The organism is Photobacterium sp. DNB23_23_1, assembly GCF_052873815.1.
Genome location: NZ_JBNNXT010000053.1, coordinates 16,245 through 34,315, shown reverse-complemented (window position 1 = coordinate 34,315; position 18,071 = coordinate 16,245). Strand labels below are relative to the sequence as shown.

At 44.8% G+C, this 18,071-nt stretch carries 14 protein-coding genes; 12 read left to right on the top strand and 2 right to left on the bottom strand.

Features of this window, described 5'->3' with window-relative positions:
• Window positions 1-358 precede the first annotated feature (358 nt).
• Entirely contained in the window at window positions 359-1,366 is a 1,008-nt protein-coding gene (locus ACVA53_RS22605) for a LacI family DNA-binding transcriptional regulator (RefSeq protein WP_446506329.1), read from the bottom strand.
• Between the two features lie 137 nt (window positions 1,367-1,503).
• Between ACVA53_RS22605 and manD the strand changes: the two genes are divergently transcribed.
• The 4 genes from manD to ACVA53_RS22585 all read left to right on the top strand — a co-directional run bounded on the left by manD (window position 1,504) and on the right by ACVA53_RS22585 (window position 6,587).
• Complete coding sequence (manD, locus tag ACVA53_RS22600; protein WP_446506328.1) at window positions 1,504-2,721, top strand: D-mannonate dehydratase ManD; 1,218 nt, start codon at window positions 1,504-1,506, stop codon at window positions 2,719-2,721.
• Between the two features lie 39 nt (window positions 2,722-2,760).
• Window positions 2,761-3,891 (top strand): Gfo/Idh/MocA family protein, encoded by a 1,131-nt coding sequence (locus ACVA53_RS22595; protein ID WP_446506327.1) that lies wholly within the window; start codon window positions 2,761-2,763, stop codon window positions 3,889-3,891.
• A 21-nt stretch (window positions 3,892-3,912) separates the two neighbouring features.
• A complete protein-coding gene (locus ACVA53_RS22590) occupies window positions 3,913-5,673 on the top strand; it encodes a sodium:solute symporter family transporter (RefSeq protein WP_446506326.1) in 1,761 nt (586 codons plus the stop codon).
• 356 nt (window positions 5,674-6,029) lie between these two features.
• A complete protein-coding gene (locus ACVA53_RS22585; RefSeq protein WP_446506325.1) occupies window positions 6,030-6,587 on the top strand; it encodes an NAD/FAD-utilizing enzyme in 558 nt (185 codons plus the stop codon).
• An 82-nt stretch (window positions 6,588-6,669) separates the two neighbouring features.
• Here the strand turns inward: ACVA53_RS22585 and ACVA53_RS22580 are convergent, their stop codons facing one another.
• Window positions 6,670-7,605: a helix-turn-helix domain-containing protein gene (locus ACVA53_RS22580; RefSeq protein WP_446506324.1), complete on the bottom strand. Its 936-nt coding sequence runs from the start codon at window positions 7,603-7,605 to the stop codon at window positions 6,670-6,672.
• Between the two features lie 105 nt (window positions 7,606-7,710).
• Here ACVA53_RS22580 and ACVA53_RS22575 point away from each other — a divergent pair, with 105 nt between their 5' ends.
• From ACVA53_RS22575 to eno, 8 genes are all read left to right on the top strand, one after another.
• Window positions 7,711-9,228, top strand: a complete 1,518-nt coding sequence (locus tag ACVA53_RS22575) for an L-fucose/L-arabinose isomerase family protein (RefSeq protein WP_446506323.1) — start codon at window positions 7,711-7,713, stop codon at window positions 9,226-9,228.
• Window positions 9,229-9,230: 2 nt separating this feature from the next.
• Entirely contained in the window at window positions 9,231-10,172 is a 942-nt protein-coding gene (locus ACVA53_RS22570) for a carbohydrate kinase family protein (RefSeq protein WP_446506322.1), read from the top strand.
• Window positions 10,156-10,989, top strand: coding sequence for a class II fructose-bisphosphate aldolase (locus tag ACVA53_RS22565; protein ID WP_446506321.1), 834 nt, complete (start codon window positions 10,156-10,158; stop codon window positions 10,987-10,989). Before ACVA53_RS22570 ends, ACVA53_RS22565 begins: the two co-directional genes overlap by 17 nt.
• 136 nt (window positions 10,990-11,125) lie before the next feature.
• The gene (locus tag ACVA53_RS22560) at window positions 11,126-12,721 is read left to right on the top strand and encodes a solute:sodium symporter family transporter (protein WP_446506320.1); all 1,596 of its coding nucleotides are present in this window, start codon (window positions 11,126-11,128) and stop codon (window positions 12,719-12,721) included.
• A gap of 59 nt (window positions 12,722-12,780) precedes the next feature.
• On the top strand, window positions 12,781-13,974 hold the full coding sequence (locus ACVA53_RS22555; RefSeq protein ID WP_446506319.1) for a hypothetical protein: 1,194 nt from the start codon (window positions 12,781-12,783) through the stop codon (window positions 13,972-13,974).
• 50 nt (window positions 13,975-14,024) lie between these two features.
• A complete protein-coding gene (locus ACVA53_RS22550; protein ID WP_446506318.1) occupies window positions 14,025-15,506 on the top strand; it encodes an aldehyde dehydrogenase family protein in 1,482 nt (493 codons plus the stop codon).
• A gap of 11 nt (window positions 15,507-15,517) precedes the next feature.
• Window positions 15,518-16,498, top strand: a complete 981-nt coding sequence (locus tag ACVA53_RS22545) for a phosphotransferase (RefSeq protein ID WP_446506317.1) — start codon at window positions 15,518-15,520, stop codon at window positions 16,496-16,498.
• Window positions 16,479-17,783 (top strand): phosphopyruvate hydratase, encoded by a 1,305-nt coding sequence (gene eno / locus ACVA53_RS22540; RefSeq protein ID WP_446506316.1) that lies wholly within the window; start codon window positions 16,479-16,481, stop codon window positions 17,781-17,783. The genes ACVA53_RS22545 and eno overlap by 20 nt, the downstream gene beginning before the upstream one ends.
• Window positions 17,784-18,071: the final 288 nt, after the last annotated feature.

Here is an 18,071-nt window from a genome sequence, read left to right as displayed (position 1 = left end):
TAGGAGCCGGATGCGTTAGTAGCGCACGTCCGGATCTGCGCGGGGGGTGGCAGGTAACTGCCATTCCTACCGCGACCAATTAAAATGATTGGATCAATTTACAGATAATATAGTGAACTACCCAGCGATATGAGCGTGATCACCGGCTTTAGTAGCCGCTTAGGCGGCTACTTTTCACTGCTTACATGGTATCTTCGTAAACTCATTTTCGCCGATGTTTTTGTTGCTATTATTGAGAAGTCGCCGAGACGATGGTAAGTGCCATTTGTCACTTACCGTGTATTGGATGGTAACCGTTTTGGTGCAATATGAAGGGTACTGAGTCAATTCTAATGCAAGCTCGACAATCTACATATTTTTATAACTTCAGACATGAATCCCTTTTGACTAGAGTACTCGGTACGATGACACGTTGCAGGCTATCGTGATGGCCTAGAATGGCTTCAATTGAGAGTTTTGCGGTTGCGGTACCGATTTGATAAGCATCTTGCCTGATCACCGTAACGGGCACTTTAAATAACTCGACCATCGGGATCTCATCAAAGCCTAAGATAGAGACTTGTTGCGGAATGTTAATATCAGCTGCATTCAGTTCTTTTAGCAGATCTGTTGTGATCGCCAAGTGCTGGGAAAAGATCGCTGTTGGAGATCCTGAGCCTTGGATAAGATCAACCGGATTGTTCTCAAACCCTTTTTCACGATCCCAGAACTGCAAATGATCCGAGTAGGCTTCCAGTCCGTGCATACTCATCGCGTCAAGATAACCTTGATAGCGAGCTTGACGTGAGCGGCTCTCATTAAACGCTTGCGCCATAAAACAGATACGCTTGTGTCCAAGCTGGATCAGATGTTCTGTCGCTACGAAAGCCGCATCTTGATAGTCAGAGAGGACCACATGGCTTTGGCAGCCAGGGTATTCCAGTTGAAACTGTACGACAGGCATGCCTGCGCGCATAAACTCGTTGATAAGATCGGAATTCAAGCCTGATGAGGTGATGATAATACCGTCAACACACATTTGTTTTAGTGAGATCAGAGCACGTTTTTCGGCTTCAGCATCGAAGTCGCTGTTATAAATGAGTACGTTGTAATCATGTTTCTTGCAGTAATCATCAACTCCTCGCAGCACGCGGCTGGTGTTATAACCGGCAATATCTCGCACTACAACGCCAATAGTTTTAGTTTTTTCTACTTTCAAACTGCGTGCAATCGGGTTGGGTACATAGTTCAGATCCTCGATCGAAGATTTGATCTTTTGCTTGGTCTCGGCAGACATGTGGCCAAAGCGGCCATTTAGATATTGAGATACCGTGCTTTTTGAAACGCCGGCATGTGTTGCAACATCAACAATTCTAACTTTTTTCATATTGGTTTTTTAAACTGTTAACTACATCAAATCAGATCATTGACATTCTATCCGTGGATCGAGAAGATAACAAGTAAACCGATTTACCAAACCGATTTACCAAATCGGTTTACTCAGAATGTTAAGTGAGAACTGTCATGAAAATTGAAGACGTCAAAGTATTTGTAACCAACCCAGGCCGCAACTTCGTTACCGTTAAGGTCATTACCGATGAGGGGGTATACGGACTCGGTGATGCAACGGTAAATGGCCGTGAGATGGCTGTGGCGGCTTATTTGGAAGAGCACGTAAAGCCATGTCTTATTGGCCGTGATGCACACAATATTGAAGATATCTGGCAGTATCTCTACATGGGTGTTTACTGGCGTCGAGGCCCAATAACCATGGCAGCAATCGCAGCGATTGATATGGCGCTATGGGATATTAAGGGTAAAGTCGCAGGCCTTCCTGTTTATCAATTGTTAGGTGGCAAATGCCGTGATGGCGTAAGGCTATATGCCCACGCCAATGGTGAAACCATCGAAGATACACTCGATAAAACAGAGCAGCTTATTGAGCAAGGCTTTAAAGCTGTTCGACTGCAATCGGCTATCCCTGGCCTAAAAGAAACATATGGGGTGTTGGGTGATAAAAAAGACTATTTTGACTTGCAGGGCAACCGCCCGTTGCCACCGGAACAAGAGTGGTCAACAAGCAAATACTTCAAACTGGTTCCTGAACTGTTTGCACAAGCAAAAGAGCGTTTTGGAGATAAGGCAGAATTCCTGCATGATACGCACAGCCGCCTAACTCCAATCGAGTCAGCTAAACTGGGCAAGATGCTTGAACCTTATAACCTGTTGTTCTTGGAGGACGCATCAATTGCTGAAAACCAAGAAAACTACAAGCTGATCCGCCACCACACGACGACTCCTCTTGCTCTTGGCGAAACGTATAACACCATTTGGGATTGCAAGGATTTACTGCAAAACCAGTTGATTGATTATATCCGCACTGCGGCAACACACGCGGGTGGTATCACTGGCATGAAGAAAATTGCGGACTTTGCTGCTGTTTACAATGTGCGTACTGCCCCTCACGGCGCTCCAGATTTGTCTCCGATTTGTTTTGCCGCTCATATGCACCTTAATGTTTCTACCCATAACTTTGGTATTCAAGAATTTGTTGGCTTTGGCAATGAGCAGAGCCAGGCAATCTTTAAACATGATATGAAGCTTGAAAATGGCATGATTCTGGTCAGTGATGCAGCAGGCTTAGGTGTCGAATTTGATGAGCAGGAAGCGGAAAAATACGAATACAAGCGCTCATACCTACCTGTTAGCCGCTTAGAAGACGGCACCCTTTGGCACTGGTAAGCCTCATTAATAATTAGACGGATTTTATTGGAGTAGAAGATGAAAAAAGTATTGGTATTTGGTACAGGCTTTGCCGGACAAGGGCATGCACAGGCATTTCGTGATGCAGGCGCAGAGGTTGTGGGTATTGTTGGTCGTACTGAGCATGTGGTGACTGAAGTCGCTGAAAAAATGGGTATTCCATATTCTGGCACAGACTGGGCCTTGGCCCTTGAGCTTTGCAAGCCGGATATCGTTTCTATTGCCACCCCAGGTGGTGCGCACGTTGAGGCGATCAAGGCTGCAATTCAGTTTGGCTGTCATATTTTTTGTGACAAGCCACTGACAGAGAGTGGTGAAACCGCGCTGGAAGTTTACCGCTTGGCGGAAGAAAAGGGAGTGAAAACGGCTTTTGCTTCAAGCTTCCGCTACATGCCTGAGATCATGCATGCCAAGCAATTGGTGGCAGCTGGGGCGATTGGCGAGCCAACCGAAGTGGAATGTATTTCTCATTTTAATTTGGATCGCCATATTCCCTTCGGTTGGTCGCACCGTACAGAAGCCGGTGGCGGTCGTTTAAATAACAACTTCACTCACCTGCTGTCGATTGTGACTGATGTCGTGGGTGAAAATATCCTGTCAATTAGTGGTGAAGTGCGCAATGACATGCCCAAGGCCCCCGTTGTTGAAGGCGTGCATAACTTTACCGAGCGTCGCAACTTTATTCCGGAGGATATCAACGATCCTGAACTGGAGTGGCGAGACTGTGATGTTGAGTGGTCTTACACGGTATTGGCGCAAATCGAGAGCCGTATTCCAGCGGCGCAACCGGTATCCGTGCTGTTCAAGCATGGTGGTTTAACACCTCGCTTCAATGACGATCATATCGTATTTCATGGCACCAAAGGGTCGATTTACATCAAAGGTCATTACGGCGATGGTCCGTTATACCTTTGGCAGGGAGGAGAATGGCAAGAAGTCACATTGCCAAACGAGATCAACGAGCAACTGCCTGATATTAAGTGTGACACCCAGCGTAGCTGGACCCACCTTGCCACGCAGCTTGTAAAAGATGTGAGCGGCATTGAGGTTGACCCTTACCAGACTTTCAAGGATGGCTGTCAGTATCAACTAATCATTGATTTGATTAGAAAGAATGATCGTTGGGTTGATGTAAGCGAACTCGTTTAATCTCGGTGAAGGAATCGGTGTATGGTTTACGAATATTTAGTGATTTTCGGCTATTTCTCTCTGATAGTTGGAATTGGATTTGCTTTTAAAAAAATGGCTAACCGCTCTACCAGTGATTATTTTCGTGGGGGAGGCAAGATGCTGTGGTGGATGGTTGGTTCCACCGCATTCATGACACAGTTTTCGGCATGGACGTTCACTGGCGCTGCAGGTAAAGCCTTTACTGATGGGTTTGCCGTCACCTTGGTATTTATTGCCAACGCCGTTGCGTATTTTTGTGGCTACTTGTACTTCTCGCATCGTTTCCGTCAGATGAGAGTCGATACACCAACAGAAGGTATTCGTCGCCGTTTTGGCCATCAGAACGAACAGTTCTTCTCTTGGGCGTTGATTGTATTTAGCTTTATTAATGCCGGTGTGTGGCTTAATGCCCTTGGTGTTTTTGCCAGTGCAGTATTTAATACTGATTTGAATACCACCATTATTGCGACAGGCTTAGCTGTACTGATTGTCTCTGTTATCTCTGGGGCCTGGGGTGTCGTTGCATCTGACTTCATTCAGACCCTTGTGGTTGCGGTTGTCTCTGTCGCCTGTGCGATTGTTGCCCTTATCGCGGTTGGTGGGCCAACAACAATCGTTACTGAGTTCCCGAGTGGCTTTGTGATGGGGCCGGATATGAACTATCCGCTTCTGTTGGTCTGTGCGTTTGTCTTCTTTTTGGTCAAACAGCTCCAAAGTATCAACAATATGCAGGACTCCTATCGCTTCTTGAATGCCAAAGATACTGATAACGCGAGAAAGGCAGCCTTGCTTGCTATGGTACTGATGGGTGTGGGGAGTATTGTGTGGTTTATCCCACCTTGGGCTGCGGCCATTCTCTATCCTGACGCTGCTGAAATGTACCCGCAGCTAGGTGGTAAAGCTGCTGATGCGGTGTACCTCGTCTTTGCTAAAAATGCGATGCCAATTGGTACTGTGGGGTTGCTGCTCGCTGGCTTATTTGCCGCGACGATGTCTTCAATGGACTCTGCACTTAACCGTAATTCAGGGATCTTTGTTCGCAGTATATTCCAGCCAATGTTTGCTAAAAAAGGAACCAGCGACAGTCAACTGCTAAAGCTTGGTAAAGTTATTAGCTTAGTCAGCGGTGTATTCGTTATCTTTGTGGCCTTGTTCTTTAGTTCACTGAAAGAGATGAGCCTATTTGAATTGATGATGTCGGTATCAACGATGGTTCAGGTCCCACTGTTAGTGCCATTGTTCTTTGGTATGCTGTTCAAGCGCACACCTCGTTGGGCACCATGGGTAACCGTTATTGTCGGTATGTTTGTTTCATACCTGATGACCAATGTCATTACGGCTGATGTCATTGCAAGTTGGTTTGGTATTGAAGAACTGACGCGCCGTGAAGCGAGTGAACTCCGTATTGCAGCAACAATTGCAGCGCACTTGTTCATTACTGCTGGCTTCTTTATCAGTACCTCTTTGCTCTACAGTAAAGAGAAAGATATTCACAGAGAAGAAACGGATAAGTTCTTCAAAGATGTTGAAACACCGATTATTTCAGATGTCGAGTACGATGCTATCGATGCCGAGCAGCGCAACAAGCTGGGATCTATGGTCATGTACATGAGCTATGGTTTGCTGGCAATGATGGTGATTCCAAATCCATTGTGGGGACGGGTGATGTTCTTGCTCTGTGCCATTACCATTTATGTGATTGGCTGGGCATTGAAAAAGAGTGCCGCTCCCAAAGTGGCGGCTGAACTTGAATCTGTTTAAAGCTAGTCGGTAATCTGTAAAAACAAGGCTTCGGACGTCCGTTCGGAGCCTTTTTATTTGCTGGCAATACTCTGTTTGAGCCACTGCTGGCAGACATTGTTAGTGCTAAAGAGACCGATATCGATACGAACGGGCTAGATGTGTACCGCTATATTAACTAATCGCGAGAGGTGAACGAAAGGAGCTATTGGTTACGACTCTTTGTTTTTGTTTTTATCACTACGCTGCGGCTTAAACATAACATCTCCCCCCATCAGCCATATGTCTGAATACTATCCCTAATAGCCATCCCTTATTAGAAAGATGGTTTAAAATTTAATGACAACCCCGTCGAATTGAAACGTTAGGAGGCCACTATGGTGCGGGTCTTTTACATTAGCGACGACTTAGACGACCTTGAGCTGGTGGAATATGAGTTAGAGCTGAGTGGGCTTGGCCCGTCTCAAATTCATGTGCTCACCGACAATGATGCCGAAGTTGCCAGCCATAAACATCTTCATCCGGTCAAATCTTTCATGCGTAATGATGTTATCCACTCCACTGAAATTGGGGCAGTTATCGGGATTGTGGTGGCTGTTGTTGTTCTGTTTTTTGCTTATGTTACTGGCGTGGTGGATAGCGTAGGTTGGTTGCCTTTCATTATGTTGGCAATAATTATGCTGGGGTTTATTACGTGGGAAGGGGGACTGTTTGGCTTCCAAGAGCTCCATTATCAGTTTAGGCGTTTTAAGAAGGTGCTCAAATCGGGTCGCCATGTGTTGATGGTGGATGTTGAACCCGAGCAAGAAATTATGCTGGCCAACGTAACACTAGCCCACGATAAACTGGAACCGGCAGGCACGGGAAAATCACCGCCCCGCTGGTTAATTGCTTTCCAGAACCGTTGGAATCGGGCGATGCATACCTTGCCGTAAAGAGCGACTTTTTTTATTGGAAAAGCCGGTATCCACTCATTCTGGAACCGGCTTTGTATTTCGTTTGATGGGAATACGTTATTTAGTTTGCCGTAAATACCGATGTCATCTTTCGGTACATGCCCGGAGATACGCCCTTTAATTGCTTGAAGTTACGATTGAAGCTTGAAACCGTTGGAAAACCTACCGTAAATCCGATGTCTGCAATACCTTGGTGACTTTCTAATAGCAGCGTAGATGCCGCTTCGACCCGGATATTATTGATGAAATTCATGGGCGAATTGCCAGTCTGTGACTTGAATGCTCGGCAAAAAGCATTTTTGTTCATGTTGGTCCGAAGAGCGAGTTCTTCTAGGTTTATTTCTCGGTGGAAGTTTTTGTTTATCCACTCAACAGAAGCGTGAATTTTGGTGGTGGTCTGGATCTCTATGTCTGAATTTAGTTGGGCTGAGATAAATTCCAGTTGGGTGCTCTTATCTACTTCTGCAAGTAGTTTTAGGAGTTGGATTATTGAATTAACACCTGATGAGTTTATTAGTGATTCCATGTCGAGAAATAATTGTTTGGGGGCTTTTCTTATTACTAATCCATGTCTGGTGTGACTAATCATACGAGCAATTCGCATGAGTTCGGGCGTTTTGGTGAACAGAGATCCGAAGCAACTCGGATTAAATTGTAGAATATAAGAACTGAGGGGGGGGGGACTGGTTTTTGTCTCTGAATGGAAGCGATGGGGGATGTCAGAGCCAATGAAAAATATATCTCCGACCTCAAATGAGGTGGCGGTATTTCCTATCAACACAATACCACTCCCTTTGGTGATGAACACCAATTCAGTTTCATGGTGGAAGTGGTAGGGGTGTTCAAAGTCGTTGGATTGAAATTCATAAGCAGTAAATGAACGATCCATGCGATTGACGTTTTCAGCAGTGGCTTTCAAACTTCTCTCCAAACAGACTAAATTGTGTTGTTTGAATTGTAATCTGTACCATTTTCGAGCGGTAGTGATCCATTTCACGATTTTTCCTAATGCTAATATTTGGCTATTTTCAGCAAATTTTTGCGAAGATTCTCTGTGTTTCCAGCGATATGATTATTTGCATAGCGGATGTGGAGATACACCATGGAAAATAAAGAAATCACTCTTAATGGCGTTGCAGCTGAATTTATCTCAACCTTAATCCCTAAAGAAAAAGAGCGTAGTAAGTCTCGAATTGCTTTTATTTCAGTTGCGATTGAAATTCACTTTAACTGGCAGTTGGCGAAAGAAACAACCGCCAATGTGGCTGAGGTAGTACGCGAGATGCTGCCACAAGACAACTACGATCTTATTGTCGCGAAAGAACCGTTTCAAGATCACCGTGAATTAAAAGCGTTTTTAGATGATGCTGCACATGGTGGGTTAGACGGAATCGTTTTATGCCATTCCGCTTATACTACTGGGGAAGTCGCGTCGCAACTAGGTACATGGTTAGCCAAACACCAAACGCCTATATTCAGTTTGTCGATGCCTGAGCCTATGGGTAATGGCTTGAACTTACAAGCTAACCGTTTATGTTCGCAAAATTTCGTTTTAGGGATTCTCAACTCGCTAGGCGTTAAGTTTCAGTGGCAGTTCTGCCAACCCCAAGACCCGAAGGTAAAGCATGAGCTTCAAGCTTTTACTCGTGTTTGCCGGGCGCTTGGTTACCTTCGTGGTCGTAAAGCGCTGATCGCAGGGGCAAGCCGTGTACCCGGGTTCTATGACTGTGAAATCAACGAAATAGAGATAATGAAGAAGCTGGAACTGGGCTTTGATCGGGTCAACTTGGTGGATATAACCTCTAGGATGGGGGAGTTTCGCGAGGAGGATATCGCAGAAATTAAGCGGCAGATCATCTCTAATAAAGACTGTAAGTTCAACAATGTGCCTGATAAACAAATCATAGATACTATTCGCCTGTCGCTGGCATTGATGGTGATGGCGCGCGAAGGTGAGTATGTAGGTGTGAGCTTCAAAAATTGGCCTGAGTTGTTTGATCATTTTCAAGTGGCTGGTGATGGTGCGATGGCACTAATGAATGACCAAGGTATGGTTGTTGCGGATGAAGCCGATTCCGGCGCGATGATCACTATGTTGTTATTCAAGGAGTTACTTGATGGTGACTCGGCTTCTGATTCAATTCCCATGCTATCCGATATTTCTTATTTGTCAGCTGATGGAGAGCGGCTTGGCGTATGGCATAACGGTTCGGCGGCAACATGCTTGCGAAACCCAAGTACGGGCTATGAATGCCGTAAACACGGGATTTTAGAGAACTATGATGAAGATACAGCGTGGGGAATGCTGTTTGAATTCTTAGTCAAGCCAGGCCCTGTCACGATTGCTAAATACCAAGCCCCTTCTATTGATAGCGTTCTGGCCTTTGAAGGTGAAATTGTTCCTTCAGATATGAAGTTCCGAGGTACATACGGGGAGGTGGTTCCATCGGGTTATACGGCGGCCCAGATTGTCGGCACCATCATGGATAAAGGGCTAGATCACCATTGGATTGTAGGGCGCGGTCATTTTCTTAAAGAGCTTCAAGTGCTGAATTATTGGTTAGGCGTTGAAGCCATAGAGGTTTCTAATTCTGGCTCCAGTTGTGGTTTTGGAGGTTAGTCATGAAAAGTATTGCGTGTTTAGGCATGGCTGTTGCGGATGTCATTGTGGGGCCGGTAAATGCCTTCAGCTTTGAGTCAGATGTTACTTTGGTCGATAACGTACAGGTAAAACCAGGCGGTGATGCCGCGAATGTTGCCCTTAATTTGGCGGCCATGCGAACACCGGTCAGCCTGCACTCTATGCTGGGTGACGATATGTTCGGTCGATATCTTCAAGAGGTGTATCAGGCGAAAGGGGTAGAAGGTTCGGTCAAAATGTCGAAGCTTTATCAGACGGCAACAGCGGTTGCTTTAGTTAAGCAAGATGGCGAACGGGTGTTTCTTTATAACGGTGGTGCTATTGATGAAATGACCATGGCTGATATAGATGTTACTAACATTCTCAGTCACAACATGCTTCACGTCAGCGGTTTTTATCTGCTACCTGCTCTAGAAAATAGCGGCTTAAATGAACTGTTTTATACCGCTAAGCAACAGGGAAAAATAACGTCTTTGGATGTGGGCTGGAATGCTGATGAGCAGTGGTTGGATAAAATAGCGCCAGTGCTTCCCTCCCTAACGTATTTTTTACCAACCTTAAATGAAGCGCAGAAAATTACTGGTTATTTATCGATAGAAGATTGTGCGGCTTTTTTCATCGCACGCGGTGTCGAAAATGTAGTGATTAAAGCTGGCGCCAAAGGGGCATATGTCAATGATGGCGACTTAACATATTGGGTTAAAGGGGAATATGTCGAGACGGTGGTTGATACCACAGGAGCTGGTGATGGTTTTGTGAGTGGTTTCCTATCGGCAATATCGAGAGGATATCAGTTGGAAGATGCCGTTAAAGTGGCAAACCGAGCAGGTGCCAAGGTTGTCCAGCAATATGGTTCGAGTGGCGCCATTAGAAGTTTTGAGCAAATTGATATCACAAGGAAAGAATATGAAAACGCTATCTGAGTTGCTGGCAGAATACCATCAAACTGGTAAGTGCTTAATTGGTTATAACTTTAATGATGTGTGGGATGTTCAAGCCATTTGCCAGGCAGCGCAGGAAAGAAATTTGCCTGTTATGTTGATGGCTTACACCAAGGTGGTGGAGGTATTGGGTCTTGATTTAATTCAGGCCATTGTAGCAACGATGAAAACACGCTACTCAATTCCAATTTATCTTCACCTTGACCACTGCGATGATGTCGAGATGTGTATGCATGCAGTCGATGTTGGTTTTGATTCGGTGATGATTGATGGCTCAGCATTGCCGCTTGAGGGGAACATTGAGAAAACCATAAAAGTGGTAAATTATGCCCATGCAAAAGGGACCGTAGTCGAAGCTGAAATAGGAAAAATTCGCGGTCGCGGTATGACGGATGATGATTATTTAGCTGCCGTTGACGATGTTGTCCGTCTGGCAAGGGAAACCCAGGTCGATATGATCGCTGTTGGTATTGGTACTGCCCATGGGCATTATGAAGGGAAACCAGAAATAAATTTCGAACGTTTGCAGCAGATTCACGAGGCAGTGGGGGCGCCTTTAGTCTTGCATGGCGGTACAGGTATACCGCAGGAAGATATTCGTCGTGCGATTGGGTTCGGTATAACAAAAATAAATGTAGGTACAGCGATACATACTGCTTATATGCAAAACCTGGGTAGACAGATTCAACTCGATGGTGTGGATGCATACCCCCCGATCACTATTAGCAAAATATTGCCGAAAATTCAGAGTGAGGTTGATAAATATTATGAAATGGTCAACCCGTCACATTCTGTATAGCGCAAAATAAATAAAAAATAAGCACCAAATATTACAACAAAAAATATAATAAGCGTAACTGATGAAGGATGCGGTCATGGCTAAATATTGCCATTAAAAATATTTAGCTTCCAATAACGTGAAAAAAGGACGAATTATGATTATTCCAATCTCATTTGCCTTGGTAACGGGAGCCGTGGCGTTAGGGTCTTGGTACAAGGTTAGAAGAAAAGAAAAAGAACAAGAATCGGCAAACTCTTATTTTCTCGCTGGGCGGGGGCTAACAGGGGTATTAATCGCTTCATCCCTTATGCTGACAAACCTTTCAACTGAACAATTAGTGGGTTTGAATGCACAAGGTTATACAGCAAATATGACACCAATGGCGTGGGAGGTTTGTGCTGCACTAACACTAGTTGTTGTCGCACTGTATTTACTGCCAAAGTATCTCAGTGGTGGGGTAACAACGATCCCTGAATTTATAGAACAAAGGTTCGGTAAAAGTACCATGTATTTTTGTACTTTCCTTTTCCTTTTTGGATATGTACTGAATCTATTGCCGCCAATACTTTATACCGGTTCGGTTGCATTGGGGGGCATATTTGATGTTTCAGGAATATTTGATGTTTCTTACTGGGGCGGTATTTGGATCATGGTGGTGTCCATTGGCCTTGTCGGCGCTGCGTATGCGGTATTTGGCGGGCTAAAGGCGATTGCTTATTCCGATACTTTCAATGGCATTGGTCTGTTAATTGGTGGTGTGGTATTGATTCCATTATTCGGCCTGTCGGCACTGGGTGATGGTAGCGTTGTTGCTGGCTTCCAGCACTTAATGACTGAGCACCCCGAAAAGCTTAATGCTATTGGCGGTAAGGATGACCCTGTACCATTTTCAACATTTTTTACCGGTATGCTGATCCTCAATTTGTTTTATTGGGGGACTAACCAGTCGATTATTCAACGCGCATTGGGTGCTAAAAATTTGGCTGAAGGTCAAAAGGGGGTACTTTGGGCGGGTATGTTGAAATTATTAGGGCCATTTTTCCTATTGATTCCAGGGATTATTGCTTATGCCATGTTTGGTCCAGATCTACCAAACGGTGAAGTGGCTTACCCTATGTTAGTCAGAGAAGTGCTGCCGACGCCGATGGTTGGATTTTTTGCTGCAGTTTTATTTGGTGCTATTTTAAGTTCATTTAATAGTGTACTTCATAGTACATCGACATTATTTACATTAAATGTTTATAAACCGCTCATTAATCCCAAAGCAAATGATCGTGACTTAGTACGTACTGGTAAGCGTTTTGGTGCTGTTGTCGGATTGTTTGCGATATTTGTAGCGCCATTTATTTTCTATGCGCCAGAAGGTTTCTTCCAATACTTCCAAACTATTAATAGCTTTTATATGGCCCCAATGTTTACCGTAATAGTCGTTGGATTAGTAACCCGTAAAGTACCCGCAATGGCGGCCAATATTGGTATTGTTGTCTTTATGTTGGCATATGCATTAACCAGTTTTGTCTTTCAGCCTGATATTCACTTCCTCCACCTGACCGGGATCCTTTTTGTCGCGGTCGCGGGATTAATGATTATGATTGGCTATTTCTTCCCGCAAGAAAAAGCAACGGAAGAAAAGAAAGCAGAGGTGGTTGAGCTTGCGCCATGGAAACATGCTAAACGTTTCTCACTCGTTATCTGCGTTGGTGTTGTCGTCCTATATATCATTTTCTCACCTCTTGGGATTGCACAATAAACGTAGTTCGTCTTTAGGGTTGAGGTTGTAAATAGCCTCAGCCCTATTAGGAGTCATTTATGTATATTGAAATTGGCCAATACCTGGGCCAGGACGGAGTGTGGCTCAAAAACCAAGATACCCGTTTATTTGTCCAGGCGTTTGGTGGCATGACCCCAGAGTTTTCTCATAAGATGACAACGTTGGAGGGGGAATATTGGTTGAATGCCCATTGGCTTCCACATTTTAAGGCACCTTTTTCTGGTCGGTTAAATAACAAGGATCCAGAAGAAATGGCGTATTGGAATGTTGAGCTTTTACGTCAGGCTGCAGGGGCATTTCCTTGTGCGCCTGCATTTGGCCCGGGAACAGAAAACATTCCAACGCATGGGGATACGGCAAATAGTGATTGGTCACTGACCTCGGCAAGGTTAGTGGAATTAGATGGTGTTGAATACGCCAAAGCGACTTGGTCTTTGAGTGGAGAATTTGAGCAATTACATTATCAAAAGACTGATTACCTGCGTGATGGTGACAGTAGCCATTATATGGTAATGACGGTAGAAAACAGCAATGATTATGCCGTACCTATCAATTTAGCTTGGCATACAACATTAGGTGCGCCTTTTGTAGAGCGCGGGTGTTGGATATTAGATAACTGTCAGCAATATCAAGTTTGTCCTAAGGGGACAGAGTTCGATGCGACGTCAACCTTAAAGCATGGGGCAAGATTTGACTCCATGTCTGCAATACCGATTAATAATGGTGGCAAAAGTGATTTATCTCTGATGCCTGGCTATAACGGTCATGCGGAATTTATCAGTGGTATTTCGACCAATAAGCAATGGCTATGGAGTGCCTGTTATAACCCTTACTTTAATTTAGTATATATCAGCGTAATTCCACTTCATCAGTTGGAAAATCAAATTTCTCCATCATTTATGAACTACTGGATACATAGCGGGGGAAGGGATAGTACACCTTGGGCTGATTACCCTGGTGGCATTGACCGAAACTATGCCTTAGGTCTTGAGTGTTCTATTGGCGGCTCATGCAAAGGCTATGGCTGGAGTTTAGAAAATCCTCGAATGTTAAATAAGCCAACGTATTATGAGTTAGCAGCAAAAGGCTCAGTCTCATTTGTTTGTATTAATACTTACTTTATCCCTGAAAGTTATGGCCGATCTATTACGGCCGAATCGCAATTAATCGAAATGATAGAGCAGCATATCCATACACTGGATATTTCGTTTTTAGGTCTGAATGCAATGTAATGAATTCTGCTTACTACAGATAGACAAATAATAAAGACACAGGAGTGTTAATGATGACCATCCAAACCCTACACCCTAAAACTCTCGGTTTTTTAGAACCGGCTCAGCTGCCATTTTATAGTAATGGTCAATGGATTCAGTCTGATCAGGCTATAACCGTTGAAAACCCGGCAACAGGGGCAAATATTGCCGATGTGTGTCTTGCCGATGCTGAAGCGACCAATCTGGCCGTATTGGCAGCAGAAGCGGCTTTTCCCGTTTGGAGTAAGTCAGAAGTCGCGTTTCGTAGTGAAAAATTGAGAAAGCTCGCTCAGTTAATTGAAAGGGACAGCCAAGTGCTGGCTGATCTGGAATGTGTTGATGTGGGTAAGCCTGTAGCTGCAGCAATTGGCTTTGATGTGCCGTTTGCCGCGCAGTGTTTTGATTATTATGCCGGGGTTGCTGAAGAAGCTATCTACGATGTGGATCTTGGTTTATCGGTCACCGACAGCAAAACCATCAAACGCCCCTATGGCGTTGCAGGCTTTATTTTCCCGTGGAACTTTCCCTTAACCTTGTGTGCTTGGGGTATAGCTCCTGCATTGGCTGCGGGAAATACGGTGGTTATCAAGCCCGCATCGGAAACGCCATTATCGACGCTGTATTTGGCAAAATTGGTAGAGGAAGCTGGGTTCCCTGCTGGTACGGTGAATATCCTTCCCGGTAAAGGCAGTGTCGTTGGTGAGGCCTTAACAAGCCACCCGAAAGTAAAGTTGATGTCTTTTACCGGTTCAACGGAAGTCGGCCGTCATATTGGTGAGGTATGTGGACGCAATTTGGTTCCTTCCAAGCTTGAACTAGGTGGAAAAGGGGCTGCCGTTATATGCCAAGATGCTGATATAGACCATGCCGTTGAGGGCTTGTGCGGAGCCATTTCATTGAATGCAGGTCAGGTGTGCTGTACCGCGTCACGTTGGTACATCCATGAGTCAATTTATGATGAGTTTATCACCAAGGCCAAAGCAAAGCTGGAAGCCATTGTGGTTGGGAATGGTCTGGAAGCAAGCAGTGAAATGGGGCCGATGTGTACCCATAAACAGATGGCTAAGGTGCTGCAATGTATTGCAGAAGCGCAAGCGCATGGGGCTGAAATTGTAACGGGCGGACAACGTTTGATGGAAAGGACGTTGGATAAAGGGTACTTCATTCAGCCAACATTACTCGCGGGTACTGATGATAATCCTTGGGCGCAGGAAGAGATCTTTGGTCCAGTGGCTTTCTTGCTCAAGTTTGAAAATGAAGATGAAGTTGTTGAACGGGCAAACCGTAATCCTTATGGACTTTCTAATAGCGTTTGGACCACTGATATCGATAAGGCACAACGTATTGCGGCGGAATTGGTTGCCGGTAACAGCTGGATTAATGCCCACAACGTGTTTGAGTATGGTTTGCACTATGGTGCCTGTAACCAGAGTGGTTGCGGAGGCGGCGTAAACAGTAAGGCGACATTCGAAGGGTATTTGCGTCATCAATCTGTAGCGGCAATTCGCTAAGAGAGGCACGCATGGTACTCGATATCCTCAAGAAACATCAGGTGATATCACAAGATCATGCTACGGCAACCCCACTGACCGGTGGGGTTAGCTGTGAAATTTATCTTGTTGAAGATCATGATAAAAAAATCGTAGCAAAACGGGCATTGGAAAAGCTGAAAGTCGAGCAGGACTGGTTTGCAGATACTAGCCGAAACTTGTTCGAACAGCGTTATCTAAAATATGTCGGAAAACAGTTTCCGCAATATGTGCCCAAAATTTTGCACTCCTTTGAAGAAGAAAGACTATTTACGATGGAATTTTTCCCCGAGAGCTTCAAAGATTGGAAAAAAGCATTAATGCAAGGGGATACCTCGGTTGTTGTTGCTAAAAAAATCGGCGTTATCCTCGCTTCGATTCACAAGGTTAGCTGGCATGAGGAGATTGCACAGAACTTGTTCAAATCAGATAGTAATTTTTACGAACTACGCCTAGAGCCTTACTTTGAGTCGATGATTGATAAACATCCACAACTAGCGGATGAGATAAAATCGCTGTGCGGTGATGTTGCTAATACCAAGCACTGCCTGGTCCATGGTGATTTCAGCCCCAAGAATATTTTGGTGTCTGACGAGGAAATTAAAATCGTCGATTGTGAAGTGGCCTGGTATGGCGACCCTGCCTTTGATGTTGCTTTCTTACTCCATCACTTATTGCTTAAAGCGAGTCATTTCCGCAATAGGAAATATCTAGATTTAGCTAAAGCGTTTCATTCCCGTTATCGGAAAACAATCGGCGATGAGCGTTATGACGTTGTGTGTGAGGCCAAGGTGGTGCAACTCACCTTGATGATGATGTTGGCCCGTATCGATGGTAAGTCACCAGTGGAATACCTCTCACCAGATGAAAAAAATGTCATCAGAGAGCAGATTATTCAATGGCTAAACATGAAATTCGATAACTTGGATCAGGTATTGGAAGGAGTAGTGAGTAATGAAAATACAGTCAGTTGATGCTTATCAGATATTTGACTCCCGAGGGCAACCGACGGTTGAAGCGATAGTCGAACTCGATAACGGTATCAAGGGAGTGGGGATGGTACCGTCAGGGGCGTCGACAGGTCAGTTCGAGGCTTTGGAGCTTCGTGATGATGATATGAAACGTTTCCTTGGCAAGTCAGTATTTAAGGCCATCCAAAATGTACAAAATGAAATTGGTCCGGTATTGAAAGGAGTGAGCATTGATTCACAGTCGGTGATCGACAAGATCATGTGCGATCTCGATGGTACGGCCAATAAGTCTCGTCTGGGAGCTAATGCTATTTTGTCTGTTTCGTTGGCGGTCGCAGATGCGAGAGCCAAAATAAATCAACAACCATTATTTGAATCATTGACTCAAGATGGTAAGGGGAACTTGCTACCGCTACCTGAAATACAATTAGTGGGCGGTGGTGCCCATGCCCAGTGGCGAACAGACATCCAAGACTTCTTGCTAATCGTCAATGGAGCGAAGAGTTATCAGGAAACATTGGAGGTGACATATAACATTTACCGCACTGCAGAGAGTCTGTTGAAGAATCGCGGGCTATTGGCAGGTGCAGCTGATGAAGGTGGGTTCTGGCCGACATTTGATAGCCATGATGAGATTTTCCAGTTTGTTGTGGAGGCAATTGAGAAAGCGGGCTATTTACCGGGTGAGGAAGTATCAATTTCTCTCGATATTGCTGCCAGTGATTTGTATTCCGAGGGTAAATATCATCTCCCGCTAGATGGCAAAAGCTACACCCCAGAAGCATTTTTGGCTCTGATGTTGGATTGGTGTGAGAAATATCCGGTGCTGTCGATTGAAGATCCATTTGCTGATACAGATTTCGATATGTGGCAACGTTTCACAGCTTTGGTTGGCGATCGTATTCAGGTGATTGGTGATGATCTTTTCACCACGAACATTGAGCGCATCAAGCAAGGTATTGAGCAAAAACTGGCAAATAGTGTGCTGATCAAGCTAAACCAGATCGGAACGGTGTCGGAAACCCTTGAGGCTATCAAGGTGACCCAAGAAGCTGGGTGGTTACCTGTCGTCTCGGCGCGCTCTGGGGAAACAGAAGATGCCTTTATTAGCCATCTCGCAGTCGCCACCAATTCTGGTCAGCTTAAAGTCGGATCATTTACCCGAAGTGAGCGGATGGTGAAGTGGAATGAGGTTATCCGTATTGAACGAGAGCTAGGAGGTAGCTCAAGGTTTATAGGAGGCGAAATATTTAGCTGTCTACCGCAACTGGTCGACACTGATCAATAGGCAACAAAGAGCCACCATTGTGCAATGGTGGCTCGAATGAATTACACTAAGTCGTCTTTACCCTCAATCAGCTTCAATAATCCAACCATGACTCTCCAACATCACTGATTCCGGTATGTTGTTTACTTGCTAATTGCTTGTCTCTGATATTACCAACCTACATAAATATTTGATCAGCCTTGCAGGTTAAAATAGCTGTTCTCTGCGTTAGATATTTTGTAATTAGAGCCACTAGTCGCTGCAATACTGGCCTTGATAACAACGATTTTTCCAGTGCAAATACTTGAT

Excerpts from the sequence above, each read along its gene's own strand:
- ACVA53_RS22605 (WP_446506329.1), bottom strand. The coding sequence starts at position 1,366 with ATGAAAAAAGTTAGAATTGTTGATGTTGCAACACATGCCGGCGTTTCA.
- manD (WP_446506328.1), top strand. The coding sequence starts at position 1,504 with ATGAAAATTGAAGACGTCAAAGTATTTGTAACCAACCCAGGCCGCAAC.
- ACVA53_RS22595 (WP_446506327.1), top strand. The coding sequence starts at position 2,761 with ATGAAAAAAGTATTGGTATTTGGTACAGGCTTTGCCGGACAAGGGCAT.
- ACVA53_RS22590 (WP_446506326.1), top strand. The coding sequence starts at position 3,913 with ATGGTTTACGAATATTTAGTGATTTTCGGCTATTTCTCTCTGATAGTT.
- ACVA53_RS22585 (WP_446506325.1), top strand. The coding sequence starts at position 6,030 with ATGGTGCGGGTCTTTTACATTAGCGACGACTTAGACGACCTTGAGCTG.
- ACVA53_RS22575 (WP_446506323.1), top strand. The coding sequence starts at position 7,711 with ATGGAAAATAAAGAAATCACTCTTAATGGCGTTGCAGCTGAATTTATC.
- ACVA53_RS22570 (WP_446506322.1), top strand. The coding sequence starts at position 9,231 with ATGAAAAGTATTGCGTGTTTAGGCATGGCTGTTGCGGATGTCATTGTG.
- ACVA53_RS22565 (WP_446506321.1), top strand. The coding sequence starts at position 10,156 with ATGAAAACGCTATCTGAGTTGCTGGCAGAATACCATCAAACTGGTAAG.
- ACVA53_RS22560 (WP_446506320.1), top strand. The coding sequence starts at position 11,126 with ATGATTATTCCAATCTCATTTGCCTTGGTAACGGGAGCCGTGGCGTTA.
- ACVA53_RS22555 (WP_446506319.1), top strand. The coding sequence starts at position 12,781 with ATGTATATTGAAATTGGCCAATACCTGGGCCAGGACGGAGTGTGGCTC.
- ACVA53_RS22550 (WP_446506318.1), top strand. The coding sequence starts at position 14,025 with ATGATGACCATCCAAACCCTACACCCTAAAACTCTCGGTTTTTTAGAA.
- ACVA53_RS22545 (WP_446506317.1), top strand. The coding sequence starts at position 15,518 with ATGGTACTCGATATCCTCAAGAAACATCAGGTGATATCACAAGATCAT.
- eno (WP_446506316.1), top strand. The coding sequence starts at position 16,479 with ATGAAAATACAGTCAGTTGATGCTTATCAGATATTTGACTCCCGAGGG.